This window comes from Paenibacillus sp. FSL W8-0187, assembly GCF_037969755.1.
Taxonomy (GTDB): Bacteria; Bacillota; Bacilli; order Paenibacillales; family Paenibacillaceae; genus Paenibacillus_AQ.
The window spans coordinates 4,751,034-4,767,409 of the sequence record NZ_CP150206.1 but is presented as its reverse complement, the minus strand read 5'-3'; the positions used below and the strand labels follow the sequence as shown (position 1 = coordinate 4,767,409).

Annotated in this window: 18 protein-coding genes; 15 read left to right on the top strand and 3 right to left on the bottom strand. The window is 47.7% G+C overall.

All coding sequences use genetic code 11. The features are described 5' to 3' along the window. Window positions 1-41 precede the first annotated feature (41 nt). The 4 genes from MKY48_RS21355 to MKY48_RS21340 all read left to right on the top strand — a co-directional run bounded on the left by MKY48_RS21355 (window position 42) and on the right by MKY48_RS21340 (window position 3,579). On the top strand, window positions 42-491 hold the full coding sequence (locus MKY48_RS21355; RefSeq protein ID WP_076324921.1) for a YlbF family regulator: 450 nt from the start codon (window positions 42-44) through the stop codon (window positions 489-491). A 162-nt stretch (window positions 492-653) separates the two neighbouring features. Continuing rightward, window positions 654-1,439, top strand: a complete 786-nt coding sequence (locus MKY48_RS21350) for an NUDIX domain-containing protein (RefSeq protein ID WP_071220157.1) — start codon at window positions 654-656, stop codon at window positions 1,437-1,439. Window positions 1,440-1,509: 70 nt separating this feature from the next. After that, the gene (locus MKY48_RS21345) at window positions 1,510-2,067 is read left to right on the top strand and encodes an isochorismatase family cysteine hydrolase (protein WP_339290806.1); all 558 of its coding nucleotides are present in this window, start codon (window positions 1,510-1,512) and stop codon (window positions 2,065-2,067) included. Between the two features lie 57 nt (window positions 2,068-2,124). After that, window positions 2,125-3,579 carry a nicotinate phosphoribosyltransferase gene (locus MKY48_RS21340; RefSeq protein WP_339273603.1) on the top strand — a complete coding sequence of 485 codons (1,455 nt, stop codon included), beginning with the start codon at window positions 2,125-2,127 and terminating at the stop codon, window positions 3,577-3,579. A 79-nt stretch (window positions 3,580-3,658) separates the two neighbouring features. Here the strand turns inward: MKY48_RS21340 and MKY48_RS21335 are convergent, their stop codons facing one another. Then, on the bottom strand, window positions 3,659-4,459 hold the full coding sequence (locus tag MKY48_RS21335; protein ID WP_339290805.1) for a hypothetical protein: 801 nt from the start codon (window positions 4,457-4,459) through the stop codon (window positions 3,659-3,661). A gap of 212 nt (window positions 4,460-4,671) precedes the next feature. On the opposite strand from MKY48_RS21335, the gene MKY48_RS21330 reads away from it, so the two are divergent. Beyond that, a complete protein-coding gene (locus MKY48_RS21330) occupies window positions 4,672-5,670 on the top strand; it encodes an acryloyl-CoA reductase (protein ID WP_339290804.1) in 999 nt (332 codons plus the stop codon). Between the two features lie 92 nt (window positions 5,671-5,762). Next, entirely contained in the window at window positions 5,763-6,290 is a 528-nt protein-coding gene (locus tag MKY48_RS21325; RefSeq protein WP_339290802.1) for a hypothetical protein, read from the top strand. Window positions 6,291-6,486: 196 nt separating this feature from the next. Here MKY48_RS21325 and MKY48_RS21320 read toward each other — a convergent pair whose 3' ends face one another. Next, window positions 6,487-6,591 (bottom strand): hypothetical protein, encoded by a 105-nt coding sequence (locus MKY48_RS21320; protein WP_339290800.1) that lies wholly within the window; start codon window positions 6,589-6,591, stop codon window positions 6,487-6,489. Window positions 6,592-6,983: 392 nt separating this feature from the next. Here MKY48_RS21320 and MKY48_RS21315 point away from each other — a divergent pair, with 392 nt between their 5' ends. Next, on the top strand, window positions 6,984-8,099 hold the full coding sequence (locus MKY48_RS21315) for an IS110 family transposase (protein ID WP_339290799.1): 1,116 nt from the start codon (window positions 6,984-6,986) through the stop codon (window positions 8,097-8,099). Window positions 8,100-8,565: 466 nt separating this feature from the next. Here the strand turns inward: MKY48_RS21315 and MKY48_RS21310 are convergent, their stop codons facing one another. After that, window positions 8,566-9,084 carry a molybdenum cofactor biosynthesis protein B gene (locus MKY48_RS21310; protein WP_339290797.1) on the bottom strand — a complete coding sequence of 173 codons (519 nt, stop codon included), beginning with the start codon at window positions 9,082-9,084 and terminating at the stop codon, window positions 8,566-8,568. 107 nt (window positions 9,085-9,191) lie between these two features. Between MKY48_RS21310 and MKY48_RS21305 the strand changes: the two genes are divergently transcribed. The 8 genes from MKY48_RS21305 (at window position 9,192) to MKY48_RS21270 (ending at window position 16,376) form a co-directional block, all read left to right on the top strand. Continuing rightward, the gene (locus MKY48_RS21305) at window positions 9,192-10,244 is read left to right on the top strand and encodes a GTP-binding protein (RefSeq protein ID WP_339290795.1); all 1,053 of its coding nucleotides are present in this window, start codon (window positions 9,192-9,194) and stop codon (window positions 10,242-10,244) included. Window positions 10,245-10,371: 127 nt separating this feature from the next. Beyond that, window positions 10,372-10,710, top strand: coding sequence for a four-helix bundle copper-binding protein (locus MKY48_RS21300; RefSeq protein ID WP_076324913.1), 339 nt, complete (start codon window positions 10,372-10,374; stop codon window positions 10,708-10,710). A gap of 207 nt (window positions 10,711-10,917) precedes the next feature. Next, the gene (locus MKY48_RS21295; RefSeq protein ID WP_339290794.1) at window positions 10,918-12,138 is read left to right on the top strand and encodes an ROK family protein; all 1,221 of its coding nucleotides are present in this window, start codon (window positions 10,918-10,920) and stop codon (window positions 12,136-12,138) included. A 354-nt stretch (window positions 12,139-12,492) separates the two neighbouring features. Then, window positions 12,493-12,930 carry a hypothetical protein gene (locus tag MKY48_RS21290; protein WP_339290792.1) on the top strand — a complete coding sequence of 146 codons (438 nt, stop codon included), beginning with the start codon at window positions 12,493-12,495 and terminating at the stop codon, window positions 12,928-12,930. A gap of 286 nt (window positions 12,931-13,216) precedes the next feature. Beyond that, a complete protein-coding gene (locus MKY48_RS21285; protein ID WP_339266144.1) occupies window positions 13,217-14,107 on the top strand; it encodes an ABC transporter ATP-binding protein in 891 nt (296 codons plus the stop codon). Beyond that, a complete protein-coding gene (locus tag MKY48_RS21280) occupies window positions 14,107-14,835 on the top strand; it encodes a hypothetical protein (protein WP_339266142.1) in 729 nt (242 codons plus the stop codon). Before MKY48_RS21285 ends, MKY48_RS21280 begins: the two co-directional genes overlap by 1 nt. 79 nt (window positions 14,836-14,914) lie before the next feature. After that, window positions 14,915-15,379, top strand: a complete 465-nt coding sequence (locus MKY48_RS21275) for a hypothetical protein (protein ID WP_076324908.1) — start codon at window positions 14,915-14,917, stop codon at window positions 15,377-15,379. Between the two features lie 67 nt (window positions 15,380-15,446). Continuing rightward, the gene (locus MKY48_RS21270; RefSeq protein ID WP_339290790.1) at window positions 15,447-16,376 is read left to right on the top strand and encodes a protease complex subunit PrcB family protein; all 930 of its coding nucleotides are present in this window, start codon (window positions 15,447-15,449) and stop codon (window positions 16,374-16,376) included.

Genomic DNA, 16,376 nt, shown 5'->3' with positions numbered 1-16,376 from the left:
CATATTCCCATATAGATGATGAAGAATTGGAGCGATGAACCTTGGCACATGATCATGTTCGTACGAACACATACGGTATGTCAACTTACAACACGCGTGAATTGATTATACGTGACGATATTTTAGCAAAAGCCGGCGAGCTGGCTGAATTAATATCCACCAGTGAAGAAGTTCAGATGTTTAAGCAGGCCGAAGAGAAGATCCAGAACCACGAACGGGTTCAAAACCTGATTAAAACCATTAAGAAAAAGCAAAAAGAAATCGTAGCCTTTGAATCGTTCCAGAACAAGGATATGGTTGCCAAAATCGAACGGGAGATCGAGGAACTGCAAGAGGAAATTGACGGTATTCCGCTCGTGATGGAATTCCAGCAAAGTCAAAGCGATATTAATTATCTTCTTCAGCTGGTTGTGTCCGTGATTCATGATACCGTTTCGGAAAAAGTGAATGTGGAAACAGGAAAAGATACGCCGCCAAGCAGCTGCGGATAGATGAAACGAGGTGCGGAATGGTTCCGCACCTTTTCTATTCTTGCTGCATTATGCACAGAATGAGAATGAATAGGGCATAGTACACTTATAAAGAGGATAAGGTCAGGAAATCCTTGACATCATCTTTAAATATGTCATAATGAAATTATCAAAATAATAGTTATGGTGATGGAAATGACGGATCGCGAACAGGCGCCAAAGAGCAGTGCCAAGAAATACAGAACACCGGATGGTGTACCCGCCGATATCGTGATGTTTACCTTGACGAAGCGGGAACGGAAAACCTTCACCAAGACATTGCCCATACGTGAGCTTAAGGTGATGCTGATCAGGCGCAGATCATGGCCATGTGCGGGGATGTGGGCACTCCCCGGTGGATTTTGCCGTGAGAGTGAGTCTATTTACGATGCCGCCAAACGGGAACTGAAAGAAGAGACCGGGGTGGACGGCGGTCACTTGGAGTACTTGGGCGTGTACAGCGCACCGGGACGGGATCCAAGGGGCTGGATCATCAGCCATGCATTCTATGCGTTGGTAGAAGAATGGATGCTGGAGCACCGCCAGGCTGCCGATGATGCGGAAGAGGTGGGTCTGTTTACTGTAGCGGAAGCTCTGGAGGAGCTGGAGCTTGCTTTTGACCACAGGGATATCATTATGGATGCGTACCGCAAGATTCAGCAGCAAATGCTGCAAACGACAATTGCACGGCAGTTTTTACCGGAGCATTTTACACTGAGTGAGTTGTACCAGGTCATTCAGACCGTCGTGCCCGAGTTCAACGAGCCCAATTTCATCCGCAAAATCACATCGACCCGCAGCAGGCAGGGGATACTGGAAGAAGCCCGTGATGAGAACGGCAAGCCGCTAAATTCCAATCAATATTCCCAACGGCCGGCCCAATTGTATCGTTTTACGGATCATGCACCACTGCTATCGATTTATACGTAGGAATGGAATGGATTCACCCGCTGTTATTTTATCGATCACATTAATCATGTTGAAGAGGAGTGTGTGTCAGATGAAAGCCTTGATCGTGATAGATTTCACGAATGATTTCGTGGATGGCAATCTGCCTGTAGGCGAACCCGCCATCAACATTCAGAACACAATCGCGGAGCTAACCAAGTCATACAGTGATCGTGGTGATTTTGTTGTAATGGCCGTGGACCTGCATGAGCACAATGATGCTTATCATCCCGAAACCAAGCTGTTTCCTCCGCATAACATTCGGGGAACCCGGGGGCGGGAATTGTACGGTGAACTTCAGCAGGTATATGAGGAACGCAAGGACGCCATTTATTGGATGGACAAAACGAGATACAGCGCATTTTGCGGTACGGATCTGAACCAGAAGCTGCGGGAACGCGGGATTACCGAAGTCGATCTCGTCGGAGTATGCACCGATATTTGCGTTCTGCATACTGCAGTGGATGCTTATAATTACGGATACCGGATTACGATTTATGAAGATGCCGTCGCGAGCTTTAATCCGGAGGGACACAAGTGGGCTTTAAGTCACTTTCAAGGCAGTCTCGGGGCATCGGTCGTGCGAAGTAAGGAACTTCTTAATCAATAGACAGCTTGAACCACCCGGAAGCCTAGTTGAACCGGGTAACAGTGGAGGATGATCGTGATGCTGACAGCAGGATTAGCACTACATACGGACAAATACCAGATCAACATGATGTACGCTCACTGGATTAATGGCTCTCATCGTACGCGTGCGGTGTTTGAGGCGTATTTCCGCAAGCTGCCATTCGGTAACGGATACGCGGTTTTTGCCGGTCTTGAACGGATTGTACATTATATTGAATCCTTGCGTTTCACGGAGGATGATATCGCGTATTTGGCCAAACAGGAAGAGAAGTATAAACCTGAATTTCTGGAGGAGCTTCGCCGGTTCCGTTTTCAAGGGAATATTCATTCCATGAAAGAGGGGGCGCTGGTATTCCCGAATGAGCCGCTCATTCGAGTTGAAGGGACCATTTTTGAAACACAGCTGGTTGAAACGGCACTCTTGAACTTCATGAACTTTCAAACCTTGATCGCCACCAAGGCGTCCCGTATCCGTCAGGTTGCCAGCGGCGATACCTTGCTGGAGTTTGGCACAAGACGTGCACAGGAAGCGGATGCGGCGGTTTGGGGCGCGCGTGCTGCGTATCTGGCCGGTTTCCATGCCACATCGAATATGCTGGCTGGCGAGAAGTTCGGAATCCCGACGAAAGGTACGCATGCACATTCCTGGGTGCAGACCTTCCGGAGTGAGCAGGAGGCCTTTGATATATTTGCCGAGGTGATGCCGGATCAAGTGACGCTGCTGGTGGATACCTTTGATACGTTAAAGAGCGGGATTCCCCATGCCATTGTAACAGCGAAGAAGCTGGAGGCTCAAGGGAAGCGGATGAATGCTATTCGTCTGGACAGCGGGGATTTGGCCTATCTGTCGATTCAGGCACGGAAGATGCTGGATGAGGCTGGTCTTCATTATGTTGGCATTGTGGCGTCCAATGATCTGGATGAAGGAACGATTCTGGATCTCAAGGCACAGGGAGCTAAAGTGGATACTTGGGGCGTTGGTACCCAATTGATCACGGCAGCGGACCAGCCTGCGCTTGGAGGCGTCTATAAGCTCGTGGAGCGGGAAGTTGACGGCAAGATGGTGCCGACTCTCAAAATCTCGGGCAACCCCGAAAAAGTATCCACACCAGGCAAAAAAGAAGTATACCGCATCATATCCAAGGGAAGTGGCAAAGCGATAGCCGATTACATCTGCTTCCCGGAAGAAGAGATGCCGCCGGAAAACGGGAAATTAAAGCTGTTTAATCCGCTGCATCCTTACATGCGCAAGAATGTAAAGAATTTTGAAGCGGTGTCCATGCTTGAACCGGTGTTCCTGAATGGCGAACTGGTGTATGAGCTGCCGAAGCTTGAAGAGATTCGCAGCTATCATGATGCTCAGCTGGATCAGTTCTGGCCGGAGTATCTGCGGAAGCTTAATCCGGAAATATACCGCGTTAATCTGAGTGAAGAGGTCTGGGAAGTGAAACATCGGATGATGGCCGAGTTCATGGAACAGCATGAAGAGTAGGTTATAAAATACAGCAATGAAAAAGACGCTTTCCCAATCTTGCCGCTTGGCAGGAGAAGGGGCGTCTTTTTGTACTCGGCTATAGGTCAAGTCGATCCACTATACTTCCGTTGACGTCACGCGCGGTGAGATGAACCTTGTCCTTGTTCTCTAGCATGTCGGGCTGGCGTTCGTAATACCACATGTACAAATCTTCACTGACATCTGGCTTGAGTTGCTGATAAGGTATGGTATGGACCGGCTGACCATTTACTTGGACCTGAAAGGGTTCCTGGCTTCTATATATGCCAAGGACGAGTGATGAATACTTGTCTGTCTTCGAGAATACGGAGGGAGAAGAGGAATCTTCAGCAGGAGGGTACAATATTGTTGCAAATGAAGTGTTCCATCCGAACCATCCCTTGGTATAGGTTGATAAATGCAATCCTGTTCCAGGTGTAACCAAGAAAGCATACGCCTTGTTCGGCGATGATTCTGGTTTTATGATTTCAGCATGATCAACCCTAAAAGATGCCTCAAGAAAAGCATGCTCCCCATTGAACACGGCCGCTTCAACTGTGCGGTGTGTGCTCCTGTATTCGTAGATCCCGGTAAACAATAGGAAGAGTAGACCGATTAATACGTATACTTTGAGACCAGGCCGGGTAATGATGGGGAATACTCTGAAGATTAGCCGATACAGTGTTAGAATGAGCCCCAAGCTCAGGAAGAACACGAGAAACGAGCCGGCAATGCCCCCTGATTGTGTATGTATACCAAGGAATCCAAAAACCTGGCTGATCGGTTTATAGATGACCGGTAACAGAAGTAGTGTCACCAGAGTGAGCAAGAACGAGAAGCGGTAGGATCTACGTTTAGATCCATGATCAAAATGAGTCATAACGTGGATTTCAACTCCTGCTGATAATTTATTTATGAAAGTATTCTTTTTCCATAATAACATAATTCTGATTATAAAGGACGATACTGGATCATTTCTCGAGAAAGCGCATAAGTCGCCATATTCCGAGTGTACGGATGAAGCTTCGACATATTCATAGTGCAGATCCAAATTGCTTTACAGCACCTAAACTAACCCAAGGAGTGATATATGTGGACAACGAAACCGAATTTCAGGCCTACGTGCTGCGTCAAGATGAGCAAGGGGTTCGCGGCAGTGTGGAGAACATGAGTTTGAAGCAGCTGCCCGAAGGTGACGTTATTGTGCGGGTATTATACAGCGGGGTCAACTATAAAGACGGTCTAGCCAGCATACCGGAGGGGAAAATTGTCCGCCGGTACCCGTTCATTCCGGGTATTGATCTGGCAGGGACGGTTGTGCATTCCGCTCATGCTGATTACAAGGAAGGCGATGGCGTTCTCTGTACCGGTTATGAATTAGGGGTATCTCATGAAGGTGGGTTCAGCCAGTACGCACGGGTTAAGGGCGAATGGCTCGTCCCGTTGCCGCAGGGTTTGTCCCCGCGTGATGCGATGGCTATCGGAACCGCAGGTTTTACGGCTGCATTATCGATAGAGGCCTTGATACGGAATGGACTGCGACAGGAACAGGGGGCTGTTCTAGTTACGGGGGCAACAGGGGGCGTGGGCAGCTTCGCGGTCTCCATCCTCAGTCAATTAGGCTATAGCGTAACGGCATCCACAGGCAAATCAAGTCAGAGGGACTGGCTCTTAAAGCTGGGAGCCCATGAAGTGATATCCAGGGAAGAGGCTGCGGCATCCTCCAAGGGGGCCATCTCTGCCGAGCGATGGGCAGCGGTGGTGGATCCGGTCGGTGGAAACCAATTGGGTTCACTGCTGAAAGGCGTGAAATACGGCGGGAGCGTCGCCGTTTCCGGCATGACGGGCGGCGGTGCTTTTGATTCGACGGTGTTTCCGTTTATCCTTAGGGGGATCAATCTTCTCGGAATCGATTCGGTGTATTGTCCTATGGCCTTCCGCCGATTGGTATGGTCGAAGCTGGCCGATGAATGGAAGCCGGCATCTGTTCTTCAAGAAGGAATTACAGAATACGGTCTACACGATCTGCCTGAAGTGCTGAACACCATTCTGCAGGGCAGGGCGGTTGGAAGAAGCGTCATCGCTCTATAATATTACCTTGATTTCTCATACGCATAATGTTCCTCATCCTCAGGCATGCTAAGGGAAGGCAACCTCTGACACCTAAGGAAGGGTGAGTGAACATGAATTACCGCAGAATCGTTACCGCTTTATTGCTTTGTTCCATTCTTGCCATATCGGTCGGTTGTTCCAGGCAGGTGGCCAGGGACGAGGCGCGCTTATATAACATGAGGGCTTACGAGGAAGGTTCCAGGGAGGCCCGGATATCGGGACGGGGTTTGAATGGAAAATTCCTTGAGGATCTCCAGGCCTCATTCAATCAGGTGGGTATGCCGCTGACCAATGAAACCTATGCGGAGGACAACGTAGGCAACATCACGTATCAATACCGGATCAATTATGATGCAAGCCAGTTTATTACCGTGTATGTCTATCAGGATCAAGCGGCCAGGGAAAAAGGAATCAAGGAGATATACGGCGTTACAGAAGGGGATGCCAATGCGGCCGGCGGGCATAACCTGATCATGAGCGACAAGGAAACGTCCATCGTATATACGTCGACGGGCGACAAAACGGATAACTATTATGACCAGGTCAAAAAAATAGCGCCCTCCCTGCTTGCCAAACATCAACAACGCGCCAGCAGTTAGAGTGGAGAGAAGTAGCTGTCCATAAGTAGGTTTGCTCACTTGACGGGCGGTTCGTCAGATAAAAAATGTGTTAAATGAAGAAATGGCGGTGCTCAGGATGTTATCCTTGCACCGCCATTTCTTCCTTTTCGGTCTTTGTCGCTTGCTTGAGTAGATTATGGGCAAGCGAAAGCCATCCGACATAGGCTCACTTTCGTCAGTCCTCGAAGCAGAAATACAAATAATAGTGTTCCAGTTTGGCGATCTGACGAGAGAAATAGATTCGCTGTGTGTAGGCGTAAATGATGACTTTGGTGAGCATCTTGGGATGGTAGCTGTCTCGCCCGCCACCGGGATAGGCGACCGAAAGATGCGGTCATCCAAGCGGTTGACCGCTTCATGAATGATGCAAACAAGATGATGAGGTGGAATGTCGTCCTCCAAGTCCAGTTTCTTTTCGTATGTCTAATGTAGGGGATCTGCACAACTTAGCGGAGAGGACGAAACGATTCCGGACAAGCGAGAGCGGTCGCCTTTGTCCCCGAATTTCATCCTTGCTTAGAACCGTTCCAAGAAATTTGGGGGCAACAGTTATCATGAACGAGACAGACTCCCCGTAATTGCAACATCTTAGGTTAATTTTGGGAATAATGGTGTAGTAGAAGCTAAACCAAAACCAAAATCAGAGCTAAATTGCAAAGGAGAGTCTGTACTATGAAGGATACCATAAAATACGTAGGCTTAGACGTGTCGAAGGAAAATATTGCTGTATCTGTAGCTGATCCAGGAAGAGAAGGCGCTCGGTATTTGGGCACGATTCCTCATACCGAGTATCACATCTTGAAAGTATTGAGGAAGTTAGGCCAACCCAATGAATTAAGCGTTTGTTACGAGGCAGGTCCAACAGGATATCCTTTAGTTCGTTTGCTAACTGCACATGGATATGACTGCATTGTTATCGCCCCATCACTTATGCCTAGTCGTCCAGGAGAACGGGTAAAAACGGATCGTAGGGATTCGATGCGTCTGGCACAATTACTTCGAGCAGGTGAATTAACACGTGTGCATGTACCTACTCCAGAGGAAGAAGCGCTTCGTGATTTGGTACGAATGCGTGAAGATGTTAAGGAAGATCGAGCTCGAATCCGGCAGCGGATCGGGAAGTTTCTCCTTCGTCATCAGATTGCACCTAAAGAGCCACTTCGCCGCTGGACGGCTAAATACCGGTTATGGTTAGGACGTATTCCATTCGAGTCCGCTTCTCAACGTTTGGTTCTGCAGGAAATGCTGCATCAGATGGATGAAAATGAAGAACGTCTGAAGCGTATGGAAGCAGCCATTCACGAAGAAGCCACGGAAGGGCACCACGCCCCCTTAATACAAGCCCTTCAAACCTTACGTGGAGTAGCTGAAACGACAGCAACAGGAATCGTAGCGGAAGTGTGTTCATTTACCCGGTTTGGTAATGCGAAGGCTTTCATGGGGTACACAGGTTTGGTGCCGAGGGAATACTCAAGTGGCCAAAGCCGATGGCAGGGAAACATTACGAAATCGGGGAATACCCACCTTCGTCGTTTATTGGTCGAATCCGCTTGGAGTTACCGCTATAAACCTGCGCTACAAGGAGAGTTAAAGAAACGTCAACAAGGAAAATCTCCTGAAATTCAGGCCATATCCTGGAAGGCACAGCATCGACTACATCGAAAATACACGAAAATGCTGTCAAAGGGTAAGCCTAGTGGCAAAGCAGTTGTGGCCGTGGCGCGTGAACTAAGTGGATTTATTTGGTCGATTGCCCGAGAACTTGAAGAGAAAGAGATAAATAGGTGATCACCATTCCTATTGGAATCTAGTCGTATTGTATTCAAGGTGATCCCGTTCCCCCAAAAACAGGTGGAAGATGAAAAACTGAGTTAGAAGGCAAAGGGAAAAGCCGTAAGAGAGAATCCACGTCCATCGCTATGTGCCATCCCTCCAAAGGAAACGACGCACGACAACAGTTCGTGGTGCACTCTCTGCAGACGGAGAGAAAACATGCGGTATACAAAACCCGCGGATATCAGACTGCTCACCGTTGATAGCTTTTGCCTTCTAGTTCAGTTTTTACACCCTCTCTTGTATAAAGGGGGATTGGGAAAAACAAGGGAGTTACAAACTGCTATTTGACAGGTCTCGTTCATATCAGCGATGGGAGGAACGATTCGTACATGGAGCGTCTCCTAACAGAAAAAGGGGGCATCCCGCCAGATTTAAGAACTTTTGGGACACCCTCTTTAGCATGTTAAATTCGCTGTTATTATGATTTGTGTTTATCCAGCTCATATTTGATGTGCCGCAGCTCAGGCAATAAAATCCGGTTCATCGCAAGCTTGACAGCTCCGGTCGAACCTGGCATCGAGAAGACAGCCGTGTGGCTTAACGTGCCGCCGATCGCACGGCTCAAAATGGCCGCAGACCCAATATCCTCCGTAAAGCTTAGGAAGCGGAAGATCTCGCCGAATCCGGGGAGTTCCTTATCTAGCAGTGAAGATACGGCTTCATAGGTGGTATCCCGGCTCGATATGCCTGTACCGCCGGTTAATAGGACGACATCAATCTCCGAATTGCTGACCGCAGAATAGATCGTTTCACGGATTATTTCATAGTCGTCTTGGACAATGCTGTAAGATATAACGGCATGCCCGGCTTCTTCAAGCAAGCCGATCATCAGTTTACCGCTCTTGTCCGTGTCCTTGGTCCGCGTGTCCGAGACCGTAATCACCTTACAGTTCACGGAAGCGGGGGATTGCTGTTTATGCTCTTGCGTTGAATTCATAGAAATGACATCTCCTGTAGTAGTTAATGGTGGTGAACTTGCAGTAGTCGGATGAAATGTAGTACACTCGCTAGCATAATCATGATGCACGCAAAGGAGTATGGAACGTGGAGCATGTAACACCCATTTATATTTTATCAGGTTTTCTTGGCAGTGGAAAAACGACATTGCTTAGCCGTCTCATTACCTGCTTCAAGCAGCAGGGTTTGCGGCCGGCCATTGTCATGAACGAAATCGGCGAGGTCAACATTGAAGGGCTTGTCGCCGGTGAAGAGGTACCAACGGCAGAGATGCTAAGTGGCTGTATTTGTTGTACCATTCGATCCGATTTATCATCTGAAATTGCGATGCTGATCCAGCGGGAACAGCCGGATGTCATCGTCATTGAAGCGACGGGGATCGCCAATCCGATGGAAATCCTGGACGCAGCAGCAGAAGCTTCTTTATACATGAGAATCGATGTGAAAAAGCTGATCACTGTCGTGGATGCCGCGCATCTGCTGCATTTGAATATGGAGCAGAAGGGGAAGACCTATCGTTTGATGCAGGAGCAGATTCGCGCCGCCTCGGCGCTCGTCCTCAATAAGATAGACCTGGTGAACGATCAGGACAAAGAGACGATTGAGCAGCTGGTTGAGCGTTGGAACCCGTATGCTCCGATTATCCCTGCGGTACGCTGCGACTTGAATTTTGAAGATCTGCTGCAGGGCGGTTCACATGGACAGAATGAGCATTCGCATGTACATGGTCGAGAGGATAGGGATGTCCATGAATATACATACAAGCAAGAGCACACCAACAGCCATGAACATGTGCGCAATCGTGACCATGCCGACAACCACGACCATGGTCATGCTCACGATTCTCATGATCATGTGATGTCCTACACCTACTATTTCAGCCATGCGGTAAACAGTGTGGAATTCGAGCGATTCATAGCTGGGCTGCCAAGGGATGTGTACCGGGCTAAAGGCATCCTCACCTTCAATGATACCAACAGCCGGTTTCTATTTCAGTACGCCTTCCGGGAATCCGATTTTATGAAAATTACGCCTCAGGGTCAAGTACCGGATGTGGTGGTATTTATCGGGGAGCACTTCCAGAAGTCGCTGCTGCGAGAGCAGCTTGAAATGCTGGAAGGGAAGATAAGTCGGGCATAAGTCACAGACTTGCCTGATCATTTTTGGGCAATTGTACTGGGGTCTTTCTGGCCCATGTTTGATTCAGGGGGCAGTTCAAAGTTTAATACAAAGGCATAGCGTAATAACTACAAGGAGGATCTACCCAATGTTAAATGAACTCAAATATAAAGAATGTATTGAAGCATGTCTCCAATGTATGAACGCTTGCAATGTATGCTATGTATCCTGTCTGAAAGAATACGAACTGGCCATGCTTCGCGATTGTATAACGCTCGACAGAGAGTGTGCCGACATATGCGCGTTTGCGGCTCAAGCCATGTCACGGAAAAGTCCTTACGTTAAGGAAATTTGCGAACTATGCATCAAGGCATGCCTGGCTTGTGCGGAAGAATGCGGGAAGCATGATCACGAGCACTGCAAACAATGTGCCGACGCGTGCCGGAAATGTGCCGACGCATGCCGCGAAATGCTAAAGCACATGTAAGTTAACTATCGTAGTACGATATAACAAAGCCTGATTTCCGAAGCGGGAAATTAGGCTTTTTAGTTGTAAGTTGAGTGTCTTCAGGTTCGGTGAACTGACTTTTCTCCACGAGATCAACTGGAGGAATTTTACTAACTTCGTATTTTCCCCTATGATAGATGTGCGAGGAAGGTAAGTATAATGAATGGTAAAGAATGAGGTTGTAACATGAATAATTCAGTTGGAAAAAACAATCGGTATGTCCGAAATATGAATCGTATCGGCATTATCGGGCTGCTTCGCGATTATGGCAGTTTAACGAAAGCGGAAATCGCAGCCAAGATGGACTTGACGTTTACGGCGGTTAACAATCTGGTGGAAGAGCTGATGAAGGAGCGATTGATCATTGAAGCCGGGTTATATGATGACTCCAGCCGTGGCAGGAAGCCCAAGCTCATCTCGTTGAATCCCGCCGATAAGTATTCGGTCGGCGTCCATATTAGCGCAGCCTCCGTGCGGGCAGCGGTCATTAATTTGCAGGGAGACATGTTGTTCACGAAACATTGCTCCTTTGAAGATAGCGCTAATCGCGGCAGTGTAGTGAATATTATTATATCCACGATACAAGCTGTACTGGACAAGTCAGGCTTGGAGTCCGAAATTATCGGCATCGGCGTAGGGGCTCCCGGACCGCTTGATCCGTTTCAAGGCAAAATTCTGTCTCCGCCCAACTTACCCGGTCTGTATCAAGTACGTTTAAAGGAACTAATCGAGGAGAATACGGAGCTCCCAACCCATGTAGAGAAGGACGCTAACGTAATGGCACTCGGTGAGCTATGGTATGGAAACGGTCGCCATTTCAACAATCTAGTGTACGTGGATGCGGATATCGGGATTGGGAGCGGCCTGATCATCAACCAGAAAATATATCAGGGTTTCCCCTTTGGAGCTGGTGAGATTGGGCATTGTACGATAGATATCAACGGTCCGCGCTGCACTTGCGGTAATGACGGCTGCCTTGAAGCAATGGCGTCGGGGATTGCCATCGTCCGTAGAGTGTGTGAGGAGATAGGACGTGGGACTGAAAGTTCTCTTTGTTCTTATCTAAATGGTGAGAATCAGAATCTGGATGTAGTCGATGTAATCCATGCCGGGCTGGCTGGAGATCCACTAGCTGCCAATATCCTGCATGAATCGGCATGTTATGTCGGTATATCCCTGGCCAATATGATAAATGTGCTTACACCGGAAACTATCATCCTTGGCGGAGTACTGGCTAATCGTTACCCGGATTTCTACAATCATGTTAATGAAACATCCTTTAACAGAAGCTCGTCCAGCTTCCATAATCAGATGGTGCTGCAGCCCTCAGAGCTTGGAGAACATGCGGGCATCATTGGTGCAGGTACGATTATGTTTGAAAAATATCTGAATGAAGTGAGCGATTAGAGGGAAAAGGACTTCTTCACCTTTATTAATATTAAATAAGGTTTAATAAATTCCTGAATGTTCTTGGCTATGCTCAAGTATTGATTTTGGCAAGGCAAATCCGTGAGTTTAGCAGGGGAGCAAAAACAGCCCGTTTATCCAACGATAAACGGGCTGTTTTTGCTTTTTTAATCTATTTTTGCTGCCGAAGTATATTCATCCTTACCAAAGTCTAGGCATTGCGGACTGTACCGGGCTATCCGGCATTTATTAAGAAGGATCACGGTATGTGCTGGTGGGTCCTCTTCATGGTCCCATGGTTATGGGAAGAAAGTCTAATATTTATTTGATTATCCATTATTAGGTGTTAATTACTTGATTGTCGTGTATGATTTTGGAAAGACACAGGAGATCCGGGTCCTTATAACAACAATTAGATTAAGGAGGGAAGAATTACAAGGCGAGTGGACGAGGTGGAAAGAGAAAGGGGAAGGGGAGGCCAATATACAAAAAGAACAAAAGCAGGGAGCTATCAACAATGCACAGGAGGAGATGCAACGCTTAGTGAACAAAGAAAATGCACATCTTCTGGAAGCTCTTAAATATCTGGAAACTAAAAAGGAACAGGACTTCCCTAGAAGCGAGCTTGTCAAAATAATCAATGAACGCAAAAGTTTCGCGTGGAAATACGCTCGTGATACCGGAAAGCGATTATATGACGCTGTTTCGAAAAGTGGAAATCAGGTTTATGACGATATCAAGGATGAAGGCGATCAGAATATCGATGATCTGAAGAATAAGAAAAATAATTAGCGACGTAAATATTGTTGGGTTAATCAGAAAAGGGTTATGACCAAGGTAAACGTTAAGAAAGAATGATTAACAAGGCGGCCATTAGGCCGCCTTTGCTTATTTTATCTTCCTGCCCGTGACCTCCGATGCTTTTTGATAATGGCCTCGTGGCCGGAATAATCGCTGGATTTTCATGTCATGTGAGATAACGGTACCTTTGTTCACAGAGCTTGAAGTGTTGTGCTTTCAGGTAAAATAGCTCTACAATACATACAACACCAGATTAAGTGAACAGGAGTTGAAATGTTTGCAAGAGCTGCTGGAATTGAACGGAGTACACAAGCGTTTCGGTAAATTTGCAATCTTACATAACATTACCTGGTGCATTTCCCGAGCCGAGTGTGTTGCTATTACAGGAAGCAACGGCGCTGGAAAGAGCACCCTACTACATGTAATAGCCGGACTTGCTAATCCATCGGGAGGGTCCCGGGTCGAGTATGAAACCTCCCTTCGCGTCGGATATGTTCCGGAGCGATTCCCTGCGCTTCGATTTCGTCCTTCTGAATACTTGCGCCATATGGCCGCCATTCAGGGTATGAACAAGCAAGAAGCCGAGAACCGAATTGGTGCGATGCTGAATGTGTTTCAGCTGCAGGACATGAAGATGACCCTATGCTCCAAGGGGATGCTGCAAAAAGTCAACATCATGCAGGCCCTGCTTCGTCAGCCCGATCTATTGGTTCTGGATGAGCCTCTGTCGGGACTGGACGAGGCTTCTCAAATGGAGATGATTGGCATTCTAAGTGAAATCAAAAGACAAGGGACAGCCATTGTCATGTCCGTTCACGAGCCGCTGCTTATTGCTTCGCTGGCCGACCGGGTAACGCAGCTCCGCCAGGGGCGGATCGAACGGGACGGAACGCTGGAAGCCGGTTCGGAGATGGGACGGATGAAGCTGGAATTCACGCGTGTTTCTCAGGACAAAATGCTGGAACTGGAACGCCGTTCAGGGTTTCACTATTGGATTTCGAGAGGTAACCCTGCATCGATGGTCGTGTCGCGGCAAGTCGCGGATAATATGCTGCTGGATATTTTACAGTCAGGTGGTTCGCTGATACGGCTGGAACCCTGGAGCGGAGAGATGGCAAAGCAAGTGTACCCAACCTCTGGTCAATCAAATGAAGGGGAGGGAGCATAATGTGGTCATTGATTCGTTACATGCTTGCTAGTTACACGAGATCCTATCGATATTTCGCTCCGATTGCCTTCATGTTGATATCGGTGGTGTTTATATACTCCTACCGGCCCAATCCGATCATGGACAGTTATGCCGTAACGGCTGCATTTCTGTTTGTTGGCTCAGCTTGGCTAGGTTTGAACTTTCTCAATCATGATCAAGGGCGTCAAACGATGCTCCTGATCGTTCACAGCGGGAAGGCCATACGATATTATGCCGCCCAATATGTAACCGTAACGCTTCTATCTATCCTGTTCAGTTTATTTGCCGTCCTTTATCCAATCGTATTTGGAATGTTTGATAAGCCGATTACATTATCCCAGTTTGCATTGGGTTATCTGGGACATGTGGCATTGTCCTTGCTTGGGATTTCTCTGTCCGTATTTTTTCAGTTTGGCTTTATGGAGAATCAGGGAAGAGCGGCAGGATGGCTGTTAATCGTTATCGTTATTTCCTTAGCCGGGCAATCTATCGTTCAGGATGATCTTGCTGATTTGAGATTGATTCCTTATGTTCTGCCACCTGTCTCTGTTATGATTGACATGTTCATTCATGCTGACGAGCGTTCCCAGTTCGTGTTATTCATGACGATTGCGTACACGTTCATATACAGCTTTATTTTGCTGGCGGTTTATCTATGGACGGCCTGTCGTAAGGATGCGGCAACCATAATCCGAAAAGTAGGTTGAAGTAGGAGGAATCTTCCTTTACCATAGGGATATACACAAATAGAAACGGTAAAGACAGCCAATACTAGAGGAGGATACCATGAAACAATCTCGACTGATGGATAGTGACCACTCCAAAGAGCTGTTTGCCTATTTCGGATTAGCGGTGTATTATTCACAGGCGCTTGAGCAGCAGCTCGCGAATCTGTTGATGCTGATCAAGCTTTCCCAAGGGAATGTGCCTTCAGAAGAAGATTTCACCCAACTATATCATCGGAAATTAAGCAGCTCTCTGGGCCAACTGGTACACGAGATCCAGCATTACTTTCCATTCTCCGAAGAAGAAACACTTCAATTAAAAGAAGTCTGGAAGCAGCGTAACTACATCGTTCATGATTATTTCAAAGAACGGATTCATGAGACGTTCAGTCCGGCTGGCCGTTCCCGAATGATTCGGGAGCTGACCGCATTTAAGGACCAGGCTCAAGCGTTAGAGCAAAAGCTGCAGGGCTATTCTCGCGAAATGTATGTGAAGCTTGGCCTGGACAGCGAAAAAAGCGTATAAAAGAAATTAGGGCTGAGATGAAACATATTCCAGCACCTCTGCGTCAGATAGATTAGGAGGTGTAATTATGAAAAAAACTACGAAATTGTTAACTGCAATGCTTGTCACTTCGTCATTGCTCGGTGCCGGCGCCGCCTCTGCTTTCAACGATATTCAAGAGGAGCAGCCACTACAAATGATGAAGGAGCTGCAAGCGAAAGGAATTATCCAAGGGATTAGTGCCGATAAATTCGCTCCGGCCAAAACAATAACGACCGCCCAAGCGGTGCAGATGATTGTGAATGTCGCCGACCTGAAGGTACAACCGAACTATACGGGCCGTTCGTTTGACAGTGTGCCGAAGGATGCCTGGTTCGCGGATGCTGTGAATATAGCGGCTCAGAACGGATTGTCCGTATCCGCAGACATGAAATGGAATGAACCGATAACCCGAGAAGGGTTCGCGACATTGCTCTCGGAAGCGATTCAGAAGACCGGGAATTATCCCGTGGTCATGATGTATCTGCATGTGGCCGACGAGGATTTGATGAAAGAGGAGAGCCGGGGAGCGGTGCAGTTCCTGCTGTTAACCAAGATCGCTGAGCTCGACGCCAACGCCAAGTTCCATCCCGCCAAGAGTTTAACCCGTATTGAAGCGGCAGAGCTTGCGTACAATTCCATTCAATTTATTGAGGAGCATCAGAAGAACATGATACCCGAGAAGCCGGGACAATCTGAACCGGATGTAAGTACAAGCGTCGTTAAGGTGGATGATGCGCAGAATAAAGTCACGGTAACCAAGGAAGATCTACCGAATCCGGGGTATGGCATTAAAATTACGTCGGTCGACTATGTTGGCGATACCGAAGCCGTGATCTACTACAAAGTTCTTCAACCCGATCCGGACAAAATGTACCCGCAAGTCATCTCCAAATCTTCAGATGACGTGCTCGTGCCTTCCAAGTACACCAAAATCACGGTCAAAGCAGAAGCTACTCTTGATCATCCGGCAAAGTAA